Annotated in this window: 15 protein-coding genes and 1 other RNA gene; 6 read left to right on the plus strand and 10 right to left on the minus strand. The window is 59.2% G+C overall.

The window, feature by feature from the left end; genetic code table 11:
• Nucleotides 1-72 precede the first annotated feature (72 nt).
• From ssrA to ALP40_RS18160, 7 genes are all read right to left on the minus strand, one after another.
• Nucleotides 73-464, minus strand: a transfer-messenger RNA (tmRNA) gene (gene ssrA, locus ALP40_RS18130).
• Between the two features lie 108 nt (nucleotides 465-572).
• Complete coding sequence (locus ALP40_RS18135; RefSeq protein ID WP_122209579.1) at nucleotides 573-860, minus strand: hypothetical protein; 288 nt, start codon at nucleotides 858-860, stop codon at nucleotides 573-575.
• Nucleotides 861-1047: 187 nt separating this feature from the next.
• Nucleotides 1048-3876, minus strand: a complete 2829-nt coding sequence (locus ALP40_RS18140) for an FAD-binding and (Fe-S)-binding domain-containing protein (RefSeq protein WP_122209580.1) — start codon at nucleotides 3874-3876, stop codon at nucleotides 1048-1050.
• Complete coding sequence (locus ALP40_RS18145) at nucleotides 3873-4544, minus strand: lactate utilization protein (RefSeq protein WP_122209581.1); 672 nt, start codon at nucleotides 4542-4544, stop codon at nucleotides 3873-3875. Before ALP40_RS18145 ends, ALP40_RS18140 begins: the two co-directional genes overlap by 4 nt.
• Nucleotides 4541-6004: a LutB/LldF family L-lactate oxidation iron-sulfur protein gene (locus tag ALP40_RS18150; protein ID WP_122209582.1), complete on the minus strand. Its 1464-nt coding sequence runs from the start codon at nucleotides 6002-6004 to the stop codon at nucleotides 4541-4543. The genes ALP40_RS18145 and ALP40_RS18150 overlap by 4 nt, the downstream gene beginning before the upstream one ends.
• Entirely contained in the window at nucleotides 6001-6837 is an 837-nt protein-coding gene (locus ALP40_RS18155) for a (Fe-S)-binding protein (protein ID WP_122209583.1), read from the minus strand. Before ALP40_RS18155 ends, ALP40_RS18150 begins: the two co-directional genes overlap by 4 nt.
• 84 nt (nucleotides 6838-6921) lie before the next feature.
• Nucleotides 6922-8613, minus strand: coding sequence for a lactate permease LctP family transporter (locus ALP40_RS18160; protein ID WP_122209584.1), 1692 nt, complete (start codon nucleotides 8611-8613; stop codon nucleotides 6922-6924).
• 397 nt (nucleotides 8614-9010) lie between these two features.
• Between ALP40_RS18160 and ALP40_RS18165 the strand changes: the two genes are divergently transcribed.
• Nucleotides 9011-9778: a GntR family transcriptional regulator gene (locus tag ALP40_RS18165; protein WP_122209585.1), complete on the plus strand. Its 768-nt coding sequence runs from the start codon at nucleotides 9011-9013 to the stop codon at nucleotides 9776-9778.
• 209 nt (nucleotides 9779-9987) lie between these two features.
• On the opposite strand, the gene smpB is transcribed toward ALP40_RS18165, so the two are convergent.
• The gene (smpB, locus tag ALP40_RS18170; RefSeq protein ID WP_025996617.1) at nucleotides 9988-10470 is read right to left on the minus strand and encodes an SsrA-binding protein SmpB; all 483 of its coding nucleotides are present in this window, start codon (nucleotides 10468-10470) and stop codon (nucleotides 9988-9990) included.
• Nucleotides 10471-10583: 113 nt separating this feature from the next.
• On the opposite strand from smpB, the gene ALP40_RS18175 reads away from it, so the two are divergent.
• From ALP40_RS18175 to ALP40_RS18185, 3 genes are read left to right on the plus strand one after another with little or no spacing between them, the layout of a single operon-like run.
• Complete coding sequence (locus ALP40_RS18175) at nucleotides 10584-11987, plus strand: sodium-dependent transporter (protein ID WP_122209586.1); 1404 nt, start codon at nucleotides 10584-10586, stop codon at nucleotides 11985-11987.
• 7 nt (nucleotides 11988-11994) lie between these two features.
• Nucleotides 11995-12429 carry a type II toxin-antitoxin system RatA family toxin gene (locus tag ALP40_RS18180; RefSeq protein WP_122209587.1) on the plus strand — a complete coding sequence of 145 codons (435 nt, stop codon included), beginning with the start codon at nucleotides 11995-11997 and terminating at the stop codon, nucleotides 12427-12429.
• A complete protein-coding gene (locus ALP40_RS18185; protein WP_122209588.1) occupies nucleotides 12422-12739 on the plus strand; it encodes an RnfH family protein in 318 nt (105 codons plus the stop codon). The genes ALP40_RS18180 and ALP40_RS18185 overlap by 8 nt, the downstream gene beginning before the upstream one ends.
• A 60-nt stretch (nucleotides 12740-12799) precedes the next feature.
• On the opposite strand, the gene ALP40_RS18190 is transcribed toward ALP40_RS18185, so the two are convergent.
• The gene (locus tag ALP40_RS18190; protein ID WP_122209589.1) at nucleotides 12800-13324 is read right to left on the minus strand and encodes an outer membrane protein assembly factor BamE; all 525 of its coding nucleotides are present in this window, start codon (nucleotides 13322-13324) and stop codon (nucleotides 12800-12802) included.
• A gap of 98 nt (nucleotides 13325-13422) precedes the next feature.
• On the opposite strand from ALP40_RS18190, the gene fur reads away from it, so the two are divergent.
• On the plus strand, nucleotides 13423-13830 hold the full coding sequence (gene fur / locus ALP40_RS18195) for a ferric iron uptake transcriptional regulator (protein WP_002555142.1): 408 nt from the start codon (nucleotides 13423-13425) through the stop codon (nucleotides 13828-13830).
• Between the two features lie 70 nt (nucleotides 13831-13900).
• Here the strand turns inward: fur and recN are convergent, their stop codons facing one another.
• Entirely contained in the window at nucleotides 13901-15574 is a 1674-nt protein-coding gene (gene recN, locus ALP40_RS18200) for a DNA repair protein RecN (protein ID WP_122209590.1), read from the minus strand.
• A gap of 269 nt (nucleotides 15575-15843) precedes the next feature.
• On the opposite strand from recN, the gene grpE reads away from it, so the two are divergent.
• On the plus strand, nucleotides 15844-16407 hold the full coding sequence (gene grpE, locus ALP40_RS18205; protein WP_122209591.1) for a nucleotide exchange factor GrpE: 564 nt from the start codon (nucleotides 15844-15846) through the stop codon (nucleotides 16405-16407).
• Nucleotides 16408-16427 lie beyond the last annotated feature (20 nt).

Genomic DNA, 16427 nt, shown 5'->3' on the forward strand with positions numbered 1-16427 from the left:
CGCTGGAGGCCGCGTATTTACTGGGTCTCAGGCACAAAAAAAGACGCCCTTGGACGTCTTTTTTTGATCATTTGGTGGAGCCGGGGGGATTTGAACCCCCGTCCGCCAGTACTCCGCTTTCGGTACTACATGCTTAGCCGTATCTATTAAGTTAACCCTCAGCGACCCGACGGGCAGGGTGCTTTGGGCGAGTTGTGTAAGTTTTAGTCGCTTCGTCCACAACGTACTAGGCGACGATCCTGTTCTATATGACAATCATTTCGGGTTTACAGGCATCCCCTGATGATTGCTGGAGCCGAAGCTACCAGAAGGAAGGCTAGCACCGCTTACGCGGCGAGAGCGTATTCCCCGTAGGTTTCGTCATTGGCAACTATAGAAAGTTGCAACAGTGGATTTACGAGTTCTGTTACCAACTCGGCATGCACCTAGAGTTTCATCACCGGCGTCGAATCCTAATCGGCCCCGAGACTGCTCTCACAGTCGCTGGGGCGCAGTGTACGCCAATCGGCGTGGCACGTCGACCCATGTGTTGCCCCATGAGGCCAGTCGCGATGACTGGCCTGCCGGGTGTCTTACTTGCTCGCGCCTTCGCTGCCCGAGCCGATGCCTTTCAGGCGGGTGATGGTTTTTGTGGTCAGTTCGACACACTTCTTCTCGTCACCGCTTGCCTTTGCGGCCATTGCGTCTTTCTCGGTCTTTTCGACCATTTCTTTCACGTCTGGGCTCAGGTTGGTGCCGGACGAGGTCTGCGCATCCTTGAGGGTTTGCAGGTTGGCGCCACACAGGTCATCTGCGGCAAAGACCGGCGAAGCCAACAGAGCAGCGCTGAGGAACAATCCAGTGAGGGCGGTACGCTTCATGTGTTTCTCCTTAATAGCCTGTGGACTCGGTATGGCCGGTCAGTGAGGCCGTCGCCCGAGGTTTCTAGAAGCCCGTTCAGTTGCCGGGCCTAAAAGATGGACTGTGCTGAAACGCAGGGGTTCTATTTATTTTTATCATCATTTGAAAAAGCCACATCGCCGCCATAGAGCACCAAATTGGGGCGATCTACGGCTTGATGCCTGCATCTTGCGGTATAGCGCGGGTCACGCGATCCACCAGATAGACCAACCCGTGGTAGTCGATACCACTGTGTTGCGAGAGGCCGATTTCACAGGTGCGACTGGTGGAGATGCCTTCGTGACAGTGCTGCACGGCATCTTTAAGCGTACGCAGCGAATGCGCATTCAACTCCGGGACGGTAAAGCCTTTGTCGCCTGCAAAACCGCAGCAATGAATGCCTTCGGGGATAACCACGTTGTTGCTGCACAGTCTCGCCAGTTCGATCAGTGCCTGGCTTTCGCCCAGGTGTTGCGTGCTGCAAGTAACGTGGACGGCGATGGGTTCCTGTTGGGGAGTGAAGTTGAGTTTGTCCAGCAGGTGGGTGCGTATGAAGCGCACCGGGTCGTAGAGGTCCAGGCGTGTGTCGTTGAGGTCTTGCACCAGGCGCAGGGTGCAAGGGCTGGTGTCGCAATAGATCGGGTCAAGGCCGCCGCGGCTGGCTTTGCTCAGGGCGGCGAGCAGTTGCTGGCGTTTCGCTTCGGCTTGGCCATTGTAGCCCTTGGAGGCGAAAGGCTGGCCGCAGCACAGGCTGTCCTGATTGTCGGGGAACACCACCTGATAACCGGCTTTTTCCAGCAGGCTGCGGGTCTTGTCCAGCAGTGACGATTGTTCTTGATCGCCAGCGGCAGGGCCCATCGCGCGGGACACGCATGCGGGCAGGTAGACCACGCGTGGCCGTTGATCATCGACCGGCGCGCTGATGCGAATCGCGTGTTCAGCCTGTGGCATGGCGGGTGTCCATTGCGGAACGCGTCCGCCCGACAGTTTGCTCAATGAGCCTGACCATTTCGCCAGCCGTGGCGCACCCAGCAACATGCGTGCGCCGTTGGCGGCGTGCAGAGTAAAACGTGCGCCTTGCAACGCGATCTTGAAATTGTGCACCAGCCAGTCTGCGGTCTTGCCGTGTTGGGCTTGCTGACTGCGCAGCTTTTTTACCAGCTCACCCGTGTTTATCCCGACCGGGCAGCGCTGGGCGCACAGGCCAGTGGCGGCGCAGGTGTCGATGCCTTGGTAGCGGTAATCGCGCTCCAGTTGTCGGGTGTCGGTTCCGGCGCGTTTCTTCGCCTGAATGTCGCGCCAGATGACGATGCGTTGTCGAGGGCTCAAGGTCAGGCCTTTTGACGGGCAAACCGGTTCGCAGAAACCGCATTCGATGCACTTGTCGATGATTTCATCGGCGGCCGGCAGCGGCTTGAGGTGTTTGAGGTGGATCTGCGGATCGGTGCTCAGCACTACGTCAGGGTTGAGGATGCCGCTGGGGTCGAGCAGGTGTTTGAGCTGCCACATCAATTGATACGCGTCGCTGCCCCATTCCTTCTCGACGAAGGGCGCCATGTTGCGACCGGTGCCGTGCTCAGCCTTGAGCGAGCCACCAAACTCGACCGCCACCAAGTGGGCCACGTCATCCATGAACGCCTGGTAACGGGCGACTTCTTGCGGAGTGTTGAAACCTTGGGTGAAGACGAAGTGCAGGTTGCCCTCCAATGCATGGCCGAACAGGATGGCTTCGTCGTAGTGGTGTTTGTCGAATAGCGCGATCAGGCGGCGTACGCCAAGGGCCAGTTGTTCGACGGGAAAGGTCACGTCTTCGATGATGACTGTGGTCCCGGTCTGGCGAACGGCGCCGACGGCAGGAAAAGTGTCTTTGCGGATAGCCCATAGGCGGGCGTTCTCAGCAGGGTCGTGTGTGAAGTCCACCTGCTTTTCGACGGGGAAGGCAGCCAGCGACGCCATGATCTGCAGCAGTTGTTCATCCAGTAAAGGGCGGGAGGCAGCGCGGGCTTCGATCAGCAAGGCGCAGGCGTTCTCCGAGAGTTCACGCACGAAGGCTGGCATGCCCGGTTTGTCCTGCACCGAGCGCAGGCTACGGCGGTCGAGCAATTCGACGGCGGCCACCGGTTGGCGCTTAAGCACGGTGACGGCGTTGCAGCAGGTTTCCACATCGGGGAATACGATCAGCGCCGATGCTTTGTGTGGGTGATCGATCACGGTGTTGTAGGTCACGGCGCTAATGAAGCCCAGCGTGCCTTCGGAGCCGACCAGCAGGTGGCTGAGGATATCCAGCGGTTCGTCGAAGTCCACCAGCGCATTGAGCGACAGGCCGGTGGTGTTTTTCAGGCGGTATTTGTGACGAATTCGGGTCGCCAGTTCGCTGTTGGCGCGGGTTTCCCGAGCGAGGCGATCCAGGCTGTTTAACAGGTCGGCGTGGCTTGTACGAAAGGCGGCGACGCTTGCCGGATTTTCGGTGTCCAGCAGCGTGCCGTCGGCCAGGATCAGGCGAATGCCCGCCAGTGTGTGATAGGTGTTCTGCGCGGTTCCGCAGCACATGCCGCTGGCGTTGTTGGCGACGATGCCGCCGATCTTGCACGCGTTGATCGAGGCGGGGTCCGGGCCGATCTTGCGCCCGAACGGTGCCAGCCAGGCATTGGCCTGTGCGCCGATGACGCCCGGTTGCAGGCGGATTTGCGTGCCCTGATCGCGCAGTTCGCGGCCGTTCCAGTTGTCGCCCAACACCAGCAACACCGAATCGCTGATCGCCTGACCAGAGAGGCTGGTGCCCGCCGCGCGAAACGTGATCGCGACATTTTCAGCCTGAGCCTGCTTGAGCACGGCAATGACTTCATCTTCGGACTCGACGCGGATCACCAGCTTTGGAATCAATCGGTAGAAGCTTGCGTCAGTGCCGAATGCCAGGGTCGAAAGCGGGTCATCGAAGCGGCGTTTTTCAGGGATCAGACGACGGACGCTGTCCAGAAAGGCAGTGGGCAGGCTCATGCATCCTCCACAATCAGCACGACTAGGTCCTTGGGGCCGTGCGCGCCATACGCCAGCACCTGTTCGATGTCGGCGGTTTTCGACGGACCGGACACCAGTAACGCATTAGTCGGCATGCCGCCCACCCAGTTCTGCTTGAGTTGCGCTTCGTAAAGGTTGTCGTAGATTTCGCTGGCCTTGAGCAGGGCGAAATGCACCGGCGGCACCAGGCTCATCAAACGGGGCTCTTCGCGGGTAGGCCAGACGATCAGGCTGCCGGTGGCGGCGATTGCGCCCTGGGTGGTGGTGAAGCTGGCAGGCGTGTCATCGAAGAGGTCTTTTTTCCACGCTTCGATAGGGCGGTCGTAAGCCTTGAGCGCGGGCAGGTCCGGCTGCGCGGCCCAGTGCTCGCAGACCCGTCGGCCGTGGGGCGTGCCTGGCGCAATCAGCAGGCTGGGTAACTGACGATCCCTGACCAGCTCGCCGAGCCTGCGTGGCCAGTCCTGTTCGCTGCACAAGTGGATTTCGGTATGCACCGCTTCCATCAATGTGCGCAGTTGGGCGACTCGATTGTCCGGGGCGTAGCGCCAGGGCTCGGTCACCAGCGCTTCGTCAAAATTGTCCGCAACCGGTGTCGTTCCAGTCAGGCTGTTGCGCAGTTTGGCGAGGATGTTTTGCTTGGCACTCATGGTTGATCTCCAGACTTCCGTGTCAGGTGCTTGCGGGCCATCTCGTGCAGTGAGCGAGCGGCAGGTTTCGGGGCGCTGTGGTTTTGCGTCCAGGGGCCGACGTTGCCGGGCGTCAGGTTGCGCAGCCGTGTGGCAAAAAAACCAAACAGGCGGTAAAGCGCGGGCGAGGTGTTGAGCTTCGACCAAGCGTTCCAGATGAACCGTTCCTTGCGCGAGTATTTGCTGCCTTGGTCACGCATCACACGATTCGGCGCGTCGGGGGCTTTGACGTTTTCTTCGCGCAGACGCCGCAGCAGTGCCGGGATCGGAATCTTCACCGGACACACTTCGCCGCACGCGCCACACAGGGAAGACGCGCTGGGGTGGTCCGGGACTTTCGCCAGCCCAGCCATGTGCGGCGTGATGATCTTGCCGATGGGGCCCGGGTAGACCTCGCCATAAGTGTGGCCGCCGACGCGGGTGTACACCGGGCAGTGGTTCATGCACGCGCCGCAGCGAATGCAGTTCAGTGTCTGGCGCAGTTCGCTGTCGGCAAACGCCTGGCTGCGGCCGTTGTCCAGCAGCACCAGGTGAACTTCCTGTGGGCCGTCCAGTTCATGGGCTTTGCGTGGGCCGGAGATCATGTTGACATAGGTGGTGATGGGGATGCCCAGCGCTGACCGGGTCAGTAACGATAGCAGTGGCACGGTGTCGCGCAGGTTCTCGACGACTTTTTCGATACCGGTCACGGCGATGTGTACAGGCGGCACGGTGGTGACCATGCGCCCGTTGCCTTCGTTTTCCACCAGCAGCAGCGTGCCGGTTTCCGCGACTGCGAAGTTGACGCCCGAGACGCCGATGTCCGCTTCGAAGAATTTCTGGCGCAACACGCGGCGGCCGATCTGGATCAACTGGTCGACGTCGGTGGTGTACTCCACGCCGAGCTTGTCGTGGAACAGCCTGCCGACCTGGCCTGCATTTTTGTGGATGGCGGGCATGATGATGTGCGAAGGCTTTTCGTGGTCCATCTGCACGATGTACTCGCCCATGTCAGCTTCCAGACACTCGATGCCGCGCTCGCCAAGAAAGTCGTTCATCTCCATTTCTTCGCTGACCATCGACTTGCCCTTGATCACCTGTTTGGCTTCATGGGCTTCGACGATCGACAGCACGATTGCGTTGGCTTCCTCGACGGTTTCTGCCCAGTGCACCTGCACGCCGTTGCGGATCAGGTTGCGTTCCAGTTGCTCCAGCAGGTCGGGCAGCTTGGACAAGGCGCGCGCACGGATCGCATTGCCCAGCGAGCGCAGGTCTTCGCGCTCGTCCGGATTGCTGAAGGCCGCTGCGCGTTTGGTCATCAGCGAATCCATAGCACGACGGAAGTTGCCGCGCAGTTGCGGATCGCCCAGTGCTTCATGGGCACGCTCGCGAAAATCCGGCTGATGGATTTCGACGGCGGGGATGCGGGTCTGCACGTTCATCGCTGACCTCCGGTGCGTTGCCACAAAAAGCTCGCCAGGTGCTGGCCGCGAATGGATTCGCGTTGTTTTTCAAGTGAGCCGTTAATGTTCATCAGGCAGCCGCAATCGGCGGTGAGGATCTGCTCGGCGCCTGAATCCTTCAATGCGCGTGTCTTGTCGGCGACCATCGCGCCAGAAATATCCGGCATGCGCACGCTGAATGTCCCGCCGAAGCCGCAGCATTCACTTTCGTGATCATGGTCGACGCGCTCCACGTTGCCCAGTTGCGCCAGCAGTTCGCGGGCGTGCAGGTGTGTGTTCATCTCGCGGCGTGCCGAGCATGATGTGTGCAGGGCGATGCGGGTGGGTTGGCCGTGATCGTTCAGGCGCGTCTTGCAGACGTGCAGCAGGAATTCGGTCAGCTCATACGTGCGAGCGGCCAGGTGCCGGACCTGCTCAAGCGTCTCAGGCTCGTCCTTGAACAGGTCCGGATAATGCTCGCGAAACATCCCGGCACAGGAGCCCGAAGGCACCACCACCGGGTCGTTTCCTTTGAATAGCGCAAGCTGGGCGCGTGCCACCTCGCGGGCCTGATCGGTATAACCCGAGGTATAGGCCGGTTGGCCGCAGCAACTTTGTGCCTGCGGGTAGTCGACCTGAATGCCTTCGCGTTCGAGCAGGTGAATCGCGTCCATACCGGCTTCCGGGAAAAACAGATCAACCACGCAGGTGCCGAACAGGTAAACGCGTTTTGGTTTATCGGTCGGGTAGTCGCGTGGCGCATGGCGAGCGGGCGCGACGCGGGTGGCGTTAGTGGGCGTGTCGTGTGCAGCGTTGTAAAAAAGCTCACTCATCAGTTCGAGTCTCCGGGTGGGCCCGGTTATGAATGGCTGACGCCGACGGGTCGATTCGGCGTCAGGTGATGCGTCATTCGGTCATCAGTGAACCAGCATGCCGGTGAACCAGTACGCCTGGGCGTAGGTGATGCAGCCGACGATGGTGGCGAAAAACAGGCTGTGCTTAAGGGTAAAGCGGAACAGATCCGACTCCTTGCCGACCAGTCCGGTCGCAGCGCAGGCCACGGCGATGGACTGGGGCGAGATCATCTTGCCGGTCACGCCGCCGCTTGAGTTCGCCGCCACCATCAACACGTCGCTGACGCCCAGCTGGTGAGCGGTGGTGGCTTGTAGCGAGCCGAACAGCGCATTGGCCGAGGTGTCGGAGCCGGTCAGGAAAACGCCCAGCCAGCCCAGAAACGGCGAGAAAAACGGGAACGCTGAGCCTGTTCCGGCCAGCACCAGCGCCAGGGTCGAGGACATGCCGGAGTAATTCATGACGAAGGCGAAGGCCAGCACCATGCCGATGGACACAATGGCCCATCGCAGCTCGATCAGGGTTTCCTTGAAAGTGGTCAGACCAATCTTGGGGGTGATACGCAGTATCAGCATCGCGAGGATGGCCGAGAACAGAATCGCGGTGCCTGAAGCGGCAATCAGGTCGAACTTATACACGGCGGGCATCGCGGTCACGTTCGCGACGATGGGCGCGGTCTTCATGACCAGTTGATCGAGGTGCGGCACCGGGATATTGAAGGTGAACGCCTGCAGCGTGCCGCCCGGCGCAAACAGCGCCTTGAAAGGTTTCAAGGTCCACAGGGTGACCATGCCGGTCAGAATCAGGAAGGGCGACCATGCCTTGACGATCTGGCCGAGGCTATAAGGCGATGCGACCGAAGAGCGGGATTTGTCGAAGCCGCTCGGGCCACCGATGATCGCGGCCGAGCCTCCGCTGACCACGACCGTGTCGGTTGCGCGCTGCGGCTGCCAGACTTTCAGGAACAGGGTCAGCGAGACGATGCTGACCAGCGCAGAAGTAATGTCGGGCAGCTCCGGACCGACGAAGTTGGACGTCAGGAACTGGGTGATCGCAAAGGTGGTGCCCGCGATCAAGGCTGCGGGCCAGGTCTCTTTGACGCCGCGTACGCCGTCCATCATGAACATTAGCCAGAACGGCACGAAGATCGACAGGAAGGGCAATTGACGGCCTGCCATCGCGCCGATCTTGAAGGCGTCCAGCCCTGAAACCTGGCCTGCAACGATGATCGGAATCCCCAGCGCACCGAATGCGACCGGCGCGGTATTGGCGATCAGGCAAAGGCCCGCGGCGTAGAGTGGATTGAGTCCAAGGCCCACCAGCAAGGCAGCGGTGATGGCGACCGGCGCGCCAAAACCTGCCGCACCCTCCAGAAAGGCACCGAAGCAGAAGGCGATCAGCAACACCTGCAAACGCTGGTCATCGGTGATGGCCATGACCGAGCTCCGGATGATCTCGAATTGACCACTCTTGACGGTCAGTTTGTAGAGAAACACTGCCGCAACGATGATCCACGCGATGGGCCACAAGCCGTACGCAAAGCCGTAACCGGCTGCGGCCAGCGCCATGTCGGTCGGCATCTGGAAGGCGAAGATCGCGACCAGCAGCGACAGCGCCAACGTGACGCTGCCTGCGATATGGCCTTTGAGCCGGAACACGGCCAGCGCCAGAAAGAAAAATACGATGGGGATCAGCGCGGCAGCGGCGGAAAGGCCGAGGCTGCCAAAGGGTGTGTAGAGCTGTTGCCATGTCTGCATGTCGGGAGGCCCCTTAATTATTGTTGGTAAGGCCCGGTGTTCTGTGTGCGCGGCTTCGAGTCGACGTCGTGTTGGCGAGGTCTGTTCGATGCTGACGACTGAATCGCACAGCTCACCAGCTCAAGTCCTTCTGTTGCAAAGGTCTTGCAGCGCAGCGGAGGTTACTCGCCGAACGCTGGCATTGGATAATTGGTAATACCAATTTACAATGTCTGCTGGCTAGATTAGTGGCCTTGTGATCGGTGTGTCAATTTGCAGGGCCAGGACTTTTGTCGCATGCGCTCTGGAAGGGTAGTGCCAAACAGGGTTTTCGGCTGAATTGGGCAGGTGCCTTGGTGGCGGCAATCAGCCAGAATACGCACGCCCGGCAACGAGTCGGGACGGTGGAGTAAGTGCTATGGGCTTTGATCAGGTGCGTCAGCGCCGTTTGTCCGACGATATCGTCGAGCAGCTGGAAAAAATGATTTTGGAAGGCACCCTGAAGTCGGGTGGGCGTTTACCCGCTGAAAGAGCACTGGCTGAGCAGTTCGGTGTGTCACGCCCCTCGTTGCGCGAGGCGATTCAGAAATTGACGGCCAAGGGTTTGTTGGTCAGTCGCCAGGGCGGCGGTAATTATGTGGTCGAGAATATCGGTTCGACGTTCAGCGATCCTTTGCTGCACTTACTGGAAAGCAGTCCCGATGCTCAGCGCGATCTGCTGGAGTTTCGTCACACATTGGAAGCGTCCTGCGCCTATTACGCGGCGATGCGCGCCACTGAAATGGATCGCGAGCGTTTGCGCATGGCGTTCGAGTCGCTGCTGGATTGTTATTCGCGGGCTGACGAGGTCAGCCGGGCCGAGGAGGGGGAGGCGGATGCCAATTTCCATCTGGCGATTGCCGAGGCCAGCCATAACGCGGTGTTGCTGCATACCATTCGTGGTCTGTTCGATTTGCTCAAGCGCAACGTGGTGATTAACATCGGCGGCATGTACAAACAGCGCACGGAAACCCGCGACATGCTGATCAAGCAGCACCGGGAATTGTACATGGCGATCATTGAGGGTCGTGCGCAGGATGCGAGGGAAGTGTCGAGCAGGCACCTGACGTACGTGCAGGAAGTGCTGGAAGAGGTCAGGCAGCAGGTTCAGCGGACGGCGCGTGCGGAGCGGCGCAATACGATGTGATCGTGCGAAAGCCGTGGGAGCGGATCGGGCGGCATTCCGTTTGTACGCGAATGCTGCGTTCCCTTCGCTGAGTTTTGTTTGGATGTACTAGCCTTTTCGCGGACAAGTCCGCTCCCACGGCCGAGATCGTGCCTGCTCTGGATGCATCATTGCGATGTGTGCATAACGACGAGCAACGAACGTGAGGCACGGGCGCGATGAGCGAAGGCTTAGTCGTCCTTGCCTTTGCTGCGCACGGCGCGTTGCAACTCGCGGTCCGAGTCGCGCTCGCGTTCGGTGTGGCGCTTGTCGTATTCCTTTTTACCTTTACCCAGAGCGATTTCGCACTTGATCAAGTGCTGCTTCCAGTAGAGGGAAAGGGCCACGCAGGCATAGCCTTTCTGCTGGACCGACGTAATGAGCTTTTCGAGCTCGCGTTGGTTCAGCAATAGTTTGCGGGTGCGTGTCGGGTCAGCGATGACGTGCGTGCTGGCTGTCTTGAGCGGCGTGATATGGCAGCCCATCAGCCATGCCTCGCCATCTTTGAGCAGCACGTAACTGTCGACCAGCTGTACCTTGTTGGCACGCAGGCTTTTTACTTCCCAGCCAGCCAGGACCAGACCGGCCTCGAACTTGTGTTCGATGAAGTAATCGTGTCGCGCCTTCTTGTTCTGCGCGATGGTCCCTGTAGGGTGTTTCTTGAGCTTAGCCATAGGGGGCGCATTATAGGGAGTTGCTTCATTGTCGGCTACGGGAAAGCGTGTGCTTGAGCACAATGGTTGAATCCCGGACAATGCGCGCTCTTTTTTGGGCGGGCGATTCATCAATGTCGACGGACAAGGTATCGGTCCACGGTAGCTGGGCAAGCCGCTGGGTATTCATTCTGGCTGCGACGGGGTCCGCAGTCGGGCTGGGCAGTATCTGGAAATTTCCCTATATGGTCGGCGCCTACGGCGGCGGCGCGTTCGTGCTGGTGTTTCTGGCCTGCATCGCGCTGATCGGCATTCCGGTCATGATGGCCGAGACGCTTATCGGCCGTCGTGCCCGGCTGAGCCCGGCCAATGCGCTCAAGACCCTGGCGGTCGAGGCGGGGCATTCGGCGCGCTGGTCCTGGGGCGCTTTCGCCGGGATGATCACGGCGCTGCTCATTCTTTCCTTTTACAGTGTGGTCGGCGGCTGGTCGCTGGATTACATCATCGACATGGGCCGTGGCGACTTTCAAGGCGTGACGCCTGATCAGGTCGGCGCTTATTTTGGCGCTGTGATTGCCGACCCTTGGCGTTTGATTCTGTGGCATACCATTTTCATGCTGTTGTCGGCGGTGGTGATTGGCAAAGGTGTCGAGGCCGGGCTTGAGCGCAGTCTGCGGATCATGATGCCGATGCTGTTTGTGCTCATGCTCATTCTGCTGGGCTATAGCCTGACCACCGGGCACTTCATGGAAGGCGTGCATTTCATGTTCGACTTCAACCCGGACAAAGTGCTTGACGGTTTGCTGCCCGCGATGGGGCATGCGTTCTTTTCGCTGAGTGTTGGTGTCGGGTCGATCATGGTCTACGGCGCGTACATGACCAAAGGCGCATCAATCAGCACGACCGTGGTCGGCATTGCCTTGCTCGATACCTTCGTTTCTCTGCTGGCGGGTCTTGCACTGTTCCCGATCGTTTTTGCCGCAGGTCTGAACCCCAGTGAAGGGCCGGGCCTGATGTTCGTAACATTGCCTTTCGCCTTCGGTAACGTAGCGTTCGGCCAGTTGATGGGCGTAGTGTTCTTTGTGCTGGTAGCGGTTGCCGCCTGGAGTTCGGCGATTTCGTTGCTTGAACCGATGGTCGCGTATCTGGTGGAACGCACCGGTATTCGTCGTGGCTGGGTGACGTTCTGGCTCGCGTTCAGTTGCTGGTTTGTTGGCCTTGGCACCGTGTTTTCGTTCAATATCTGGCAAAAGGCCAAGTTTTTCGTGAACGATGAGGGTGCTTTCCATCTCTACCAATGGGGCGCAACCAGTGGCCTGGACTTCTTCGGAGTCATCGATTTCTTCACTTCGCGGATCATGTTGCCGCTGGGTGGGTTGTGTTTTGTAGTATTCGCCGGTTGGGTGATGGGCCGTGAGGCGGTGCGCGACGAGTTGTCGATTCGCAGCCCGCTGCTTTTCAACCTGACGTTCTTTTTGATGCGCTACGTGGCGCCGCTCGGCATTCTTGTGGTGTTTGCCGCTCAGCTCTGGAAATGACGCTCACATGACTACGCATATTCAACGTTCTGCCCTTTTGCCGTATCCGGCTCGTTTCCTCTACGACCTGGTCAATGATGTTGCACGTTACCCGGAGTTTCTGCCGTGGTGCTCATCGGCCACCGTTCAGGAGTCCAGTGAGGAGCAGATGCGTGCCAGTCTGGAAATTGCCAAGGGTGGTCTGAGTCAGCAGTTCGTTACCCGAAACACACTTATACCGGGCGAGTCCATCGTGATGGACCTGGTCGAAGGGCCTTTCGAGCAGCTGCACGGTGTATGGACCTTCAAGCCTCTGGGCGAGAAAGCCTGCAAGATCAGCCTGGATCTGTCCTTCGATTATGCAGGGCCCATTGTGCGCGCAACGCTTGGACCGCTGTTCAATCAGGCGGCCAATACGCTGGTGGACGCATTCTGTCAGCGAGCCAAGCAACTGCATGCCTGAGGCGCTGATTTCGGTCGAGGTGGTGTATGCCGCCGTCGATCGTCAGGTGCTAATGACTGTCGATGTGCCTGCGGGCTCCTCGGTACGGCAAGCACTGGCCGCTTCAGGCATCGATCAAGCATTTCCCGAGCTGGATCTTGCCCATTGCGCGGTCGGTATCTTTGGCAAGGTGGTCAGTGATGCTTCGGTGCGTTGCGTCGAGGCGGGAGAGCGAATCGAGATCTATCGCCCGTTGCTGGCCGATCCTATGGAAGTGCGTCGGCAGCGTGCAGCGAAAGCCCGCCAGAGCAGGGGGCAGCCAGCTGAATGACGGCTGAACGCAACGCATAAAAAAGCCCGGCATGCCGGGCTTTTTCGTGAGCGCTTTGAGTCAGCGAGGGTTGACGTCCAGTGGCTCTTGGGTCGGAACAGGTACCGTTTCGACACTGTCGACGTCCTTCTGGATCGTGTCCAGCAGGGAGCCTGGTTTGGCGGGCTCTTCGGGTGGCTGTTCAGGCTGGTTCTGGACCGGCACAGCGTTGGTGTTGGTGTCTTTGCCGAGGATCGCTTCATCACGGCTCACGCCTGGCATGAAGTCGCCTGAGAGGCTGACCAACTGATCGCTTTCATTGAAAATCAGACTGACGCGCTCCTGCTGGCGCTCACCGCCACCTGGCTGAAGGCTATACAGGTAATCCCACCGATCGGCGTGGAAGGTGTCGGTCAGCAAGGGGTTGCCCATGATAAACCGTACTTGCCGCCGGGTCATTCCGGGACGTAACTGGTTTATCATGTCCTGCGTGACGACATTACCCTGCTGGATGTCGATTTTGTAAACCCCGGGGAATGAACAACCGGCGAGTGCGAGCAGTCCCACGAAGGTGAAACTGGTTAGCAAGAGCTTGGTGTTTTGCATCGGTGGGCGACTTCCACTATCTTGGCTGGGACAACGTAAACCCCGATCATACCTGCATTAAGAGAAGCTGCGAAGCAGCGTCTGCGAGAAAGCTGACCATGGTTGAAAATAGCGAACTACGTAAAGCAGGACTCAAGGTGACCCTACCACGGGTCAAAATACTCCAAATGCTCGATTCTGCCGAGCAGCGTCACATGAGCGCCGAGGATGTTTACAAGGCGCTGATGGAGGCGAGCGAGGATGTCGGTCTGGCCACGGTCTACCGTGTTCTGACTCAGTTTGAAGCCGCTGGACTGGTGGTACGCCACAATTTCGACGGCGGTCATGCTGTGTTCGAACTGGCTGATGGTGGCCACCACGACCATATGGTCAATGTGGAATCCGGTGAGGTGATCGAGTTCTTCGACGAGGAAATCGAAAAGCTGCAGAAAGCCATTGTCGAAAGGCACGGTTTTGATCTGGTGGACCACAATCTGGTGCTCTACGTACGCAACAAAAAAGCGTAAGCACACCGGCAAAGGCGACCTCAGTGTCGCCTTTGTGCTTTTTATGATCCGTCAATGGCTGCTTCGTGAGTCAGCTCTTCGCGGTGATGACCATTTTTTTGGCGTGAGCCAACGACTCCTTGGTCAGGTCGATGCCGCCCAGCATGCGGGCCACTTCTTCTATGCGCTCGGTCTTGGTCAGCTTCGACACGGCAGTGCGTGTCGCGTCGCTGTCCCTGACTTTGTGTACGAACAGATGCTGATGACCCTGCGCTGCCACTTGCGGCAAGTGCGTCACGGTCATGACCTGTCCACGTTCGCCCAGGCGTCGCAGCAGTTGGCCGACGATTTCGGCCGTCGGACCACCAATGCCCACATCGACCTCGTCGAACACCAGTGTCGGCACCCGAGAGGTTTGCGCGGTGATGACCTGAATCGCGAGGCTGATCCGTGACAGCTCGCCCCCCGACGCGACCTTTGCCAATGCCTTGAGCGGCTGGCCGGGGTTGGCGCTGACCAGCAGTTCGACGTTTTCCAGTCCGTGAGGATGAGGTTCGGTGCCGGGAACGGGTTTCAACTCGATCTGGAATCGCCCCCCCGGCATGCCCAAGCGTTGGATTTCCTGCTCGACAGCATTGGCCAGCTTGCTCGATGACGTGCGACGCAGGTCGCTCAGTTCGCGAGCCTTTTCCTGATAGTGGCGTGCGAAGGCCTGTACCTCGTGCTCCAGGCGCTCGATGGATTCGTCGTTGGCGTTGAGCGTTTCGATCTCATCCAGCAGCTTCTGTTGCATCGTCGCCACTTCGTTTGGCTGGATGCGGTGTTTGCGAGCCAGTGTGTAGATAGCATCGAGCCGCTCTTCAAGCTGCTGCAGTCGGGCAGGGTCGGCGTCGAAGTGATCGAGAAAGCGATTGAGCTCTCCAACGGCCTCTTCGACCTGGATCTGCGCGCTGGAAAGAAGGTCCGTGGCTTCGCTGAGTGCGGTAGGTGAGTTGTTCACGCTACCAAGGCGATGCAGGCTGGCCGTCAACGCATTCAGGACGTTGCCCGAATCGCTCTCGCTGCACTGCTCGACCACCTGCCGGCAGATGCTTAACAGGCTTTCGGCGTTGGTCAGGTTCTTGTGTTCCTGCTCAAGCTGCTCCAGCTCGTTTTCGCCCAGGCTCAGGCTTTCCAGTTCTTCCAGCTGGTAGCTCAGCAACTGGTGGCGCGCGCGTTGTTCGTCACCCGAGTTGGAGAGTCGCTCCAGCTCCTGTCGGGTCTGACGCCAGCGCTGCGCAGCCAGATGGACCTGGCGCGCCAGATCGGTTGCGCCCGCGTATTCGTCCAGCAGACGGCGATGGGTATCGGTCTTGAGCAGGGATTGATGCTCGTGCTGGCTGTGAATGTCGATCAGCAGTTCGCCGAGTGCCTTCAGATCGCCTTGTGGGCACGGCGAACCATTTATATAGGCGCGTGAGCGACCTTCCGCAGTAATGACCCGGCGAAGGATGCAAGGGCCGTCGTTGTCCAGGTCGCGCTCCTTGAGCCAGACCTGTGCTTCGGGAATATCGTCCAGGTCGAACGTGGCCAGGATGTCAGCCTTGTCGGCTCCCGGGCGGACGACGCCGCTGTCGGCACGATCGCCAAGCGTCAGACCCAGCGCGTCGAGCATGATCGATTTGCCAGCGCCGGTTTCGCCAGTGATTACGCTCATGCCCCGATCAAGCTCGAGATCGAGGTGTTCGACGATGGCGTAGTTGTGTACGGAAAGGTGCACCAGCATTGAGCGGCTCCCGAGCGATTTGTCTGGTTATTTATACAGTGTTTTATTTGCTTCTGACAATGCCCCTGCTTAGCCCGATTTGATTGGTGTTGTCTGTTTTTTAGTCCGTGCGCAGATGCCTGTCGATTTTCCTGCGGTCTGATTCCCGGTTTTTTTGTGAGGAAATGCACACATCTGCCACTTCGGGCCCTTGAAGCCGAAAAATCCGATCCCATATAGGGGGCAGAAGCGCGAGTTGGGTTCGCGGACGTTTTTAGAGGAGAACACTTATGGCTGACGAACAGAATCTGGATGCGCAGAGCCAGGACCAGGCTGCCGAAGCAGGCGCGGGCGACGAACTGACTACCCGTGTGCAACTGCTCGAGGAGCAACTGGCTGCCGCGCAGGACCAGTCCCTGCGAGTGGCTGCGGATCTGCAGAATGTCCGCCGTCGTGCTGAACAGGACGTTGAAAAGGCTCACAAGTTTGCGTTGGAAAAATTTGCCGGTGATCTGCTGCCGATCATCGACAGTCTGGAGCGAGGTATCGAGCTGTCCAACCCGGACGACGAGAGCATTCGCCCGATGCGTGAAGGCATCGAGCTGACCTTGAAGATGTTTCAGGACACCCTCAAGCGTTATCAGCTGGAAGCCGTCGACCCGCACGGCCAGCCGTTCAGTGCCGAACAGCACCAGGCGATGGCCATGCAGGAAAGTGCAGATGTAGAGCCCAACACGGTGCTCAAAGTGTTTCAGAAGGGTTACCAGCTCAATGGTCGTCTGCTGCGTCCGGCTATGGTCGTGGTCAGCAAGGCACCATCGCCTGTTACGCCGTCAATTGACGAGCAGGCTTGAAATCAGCTGCAAGGCCCCCA

The organism is Pseudomonas viridiflava (assembly GCF_003702045.1).
In the GTDB taxonomy this organism is placed as follows: domain Bacteria; phylum Pseudomonadota; class Gammaproteobacteria; order Pseudomonadales; family Pseudomonadaceae; genus Aquipseudomonas; species Aquipseudomonas viridiflava_C.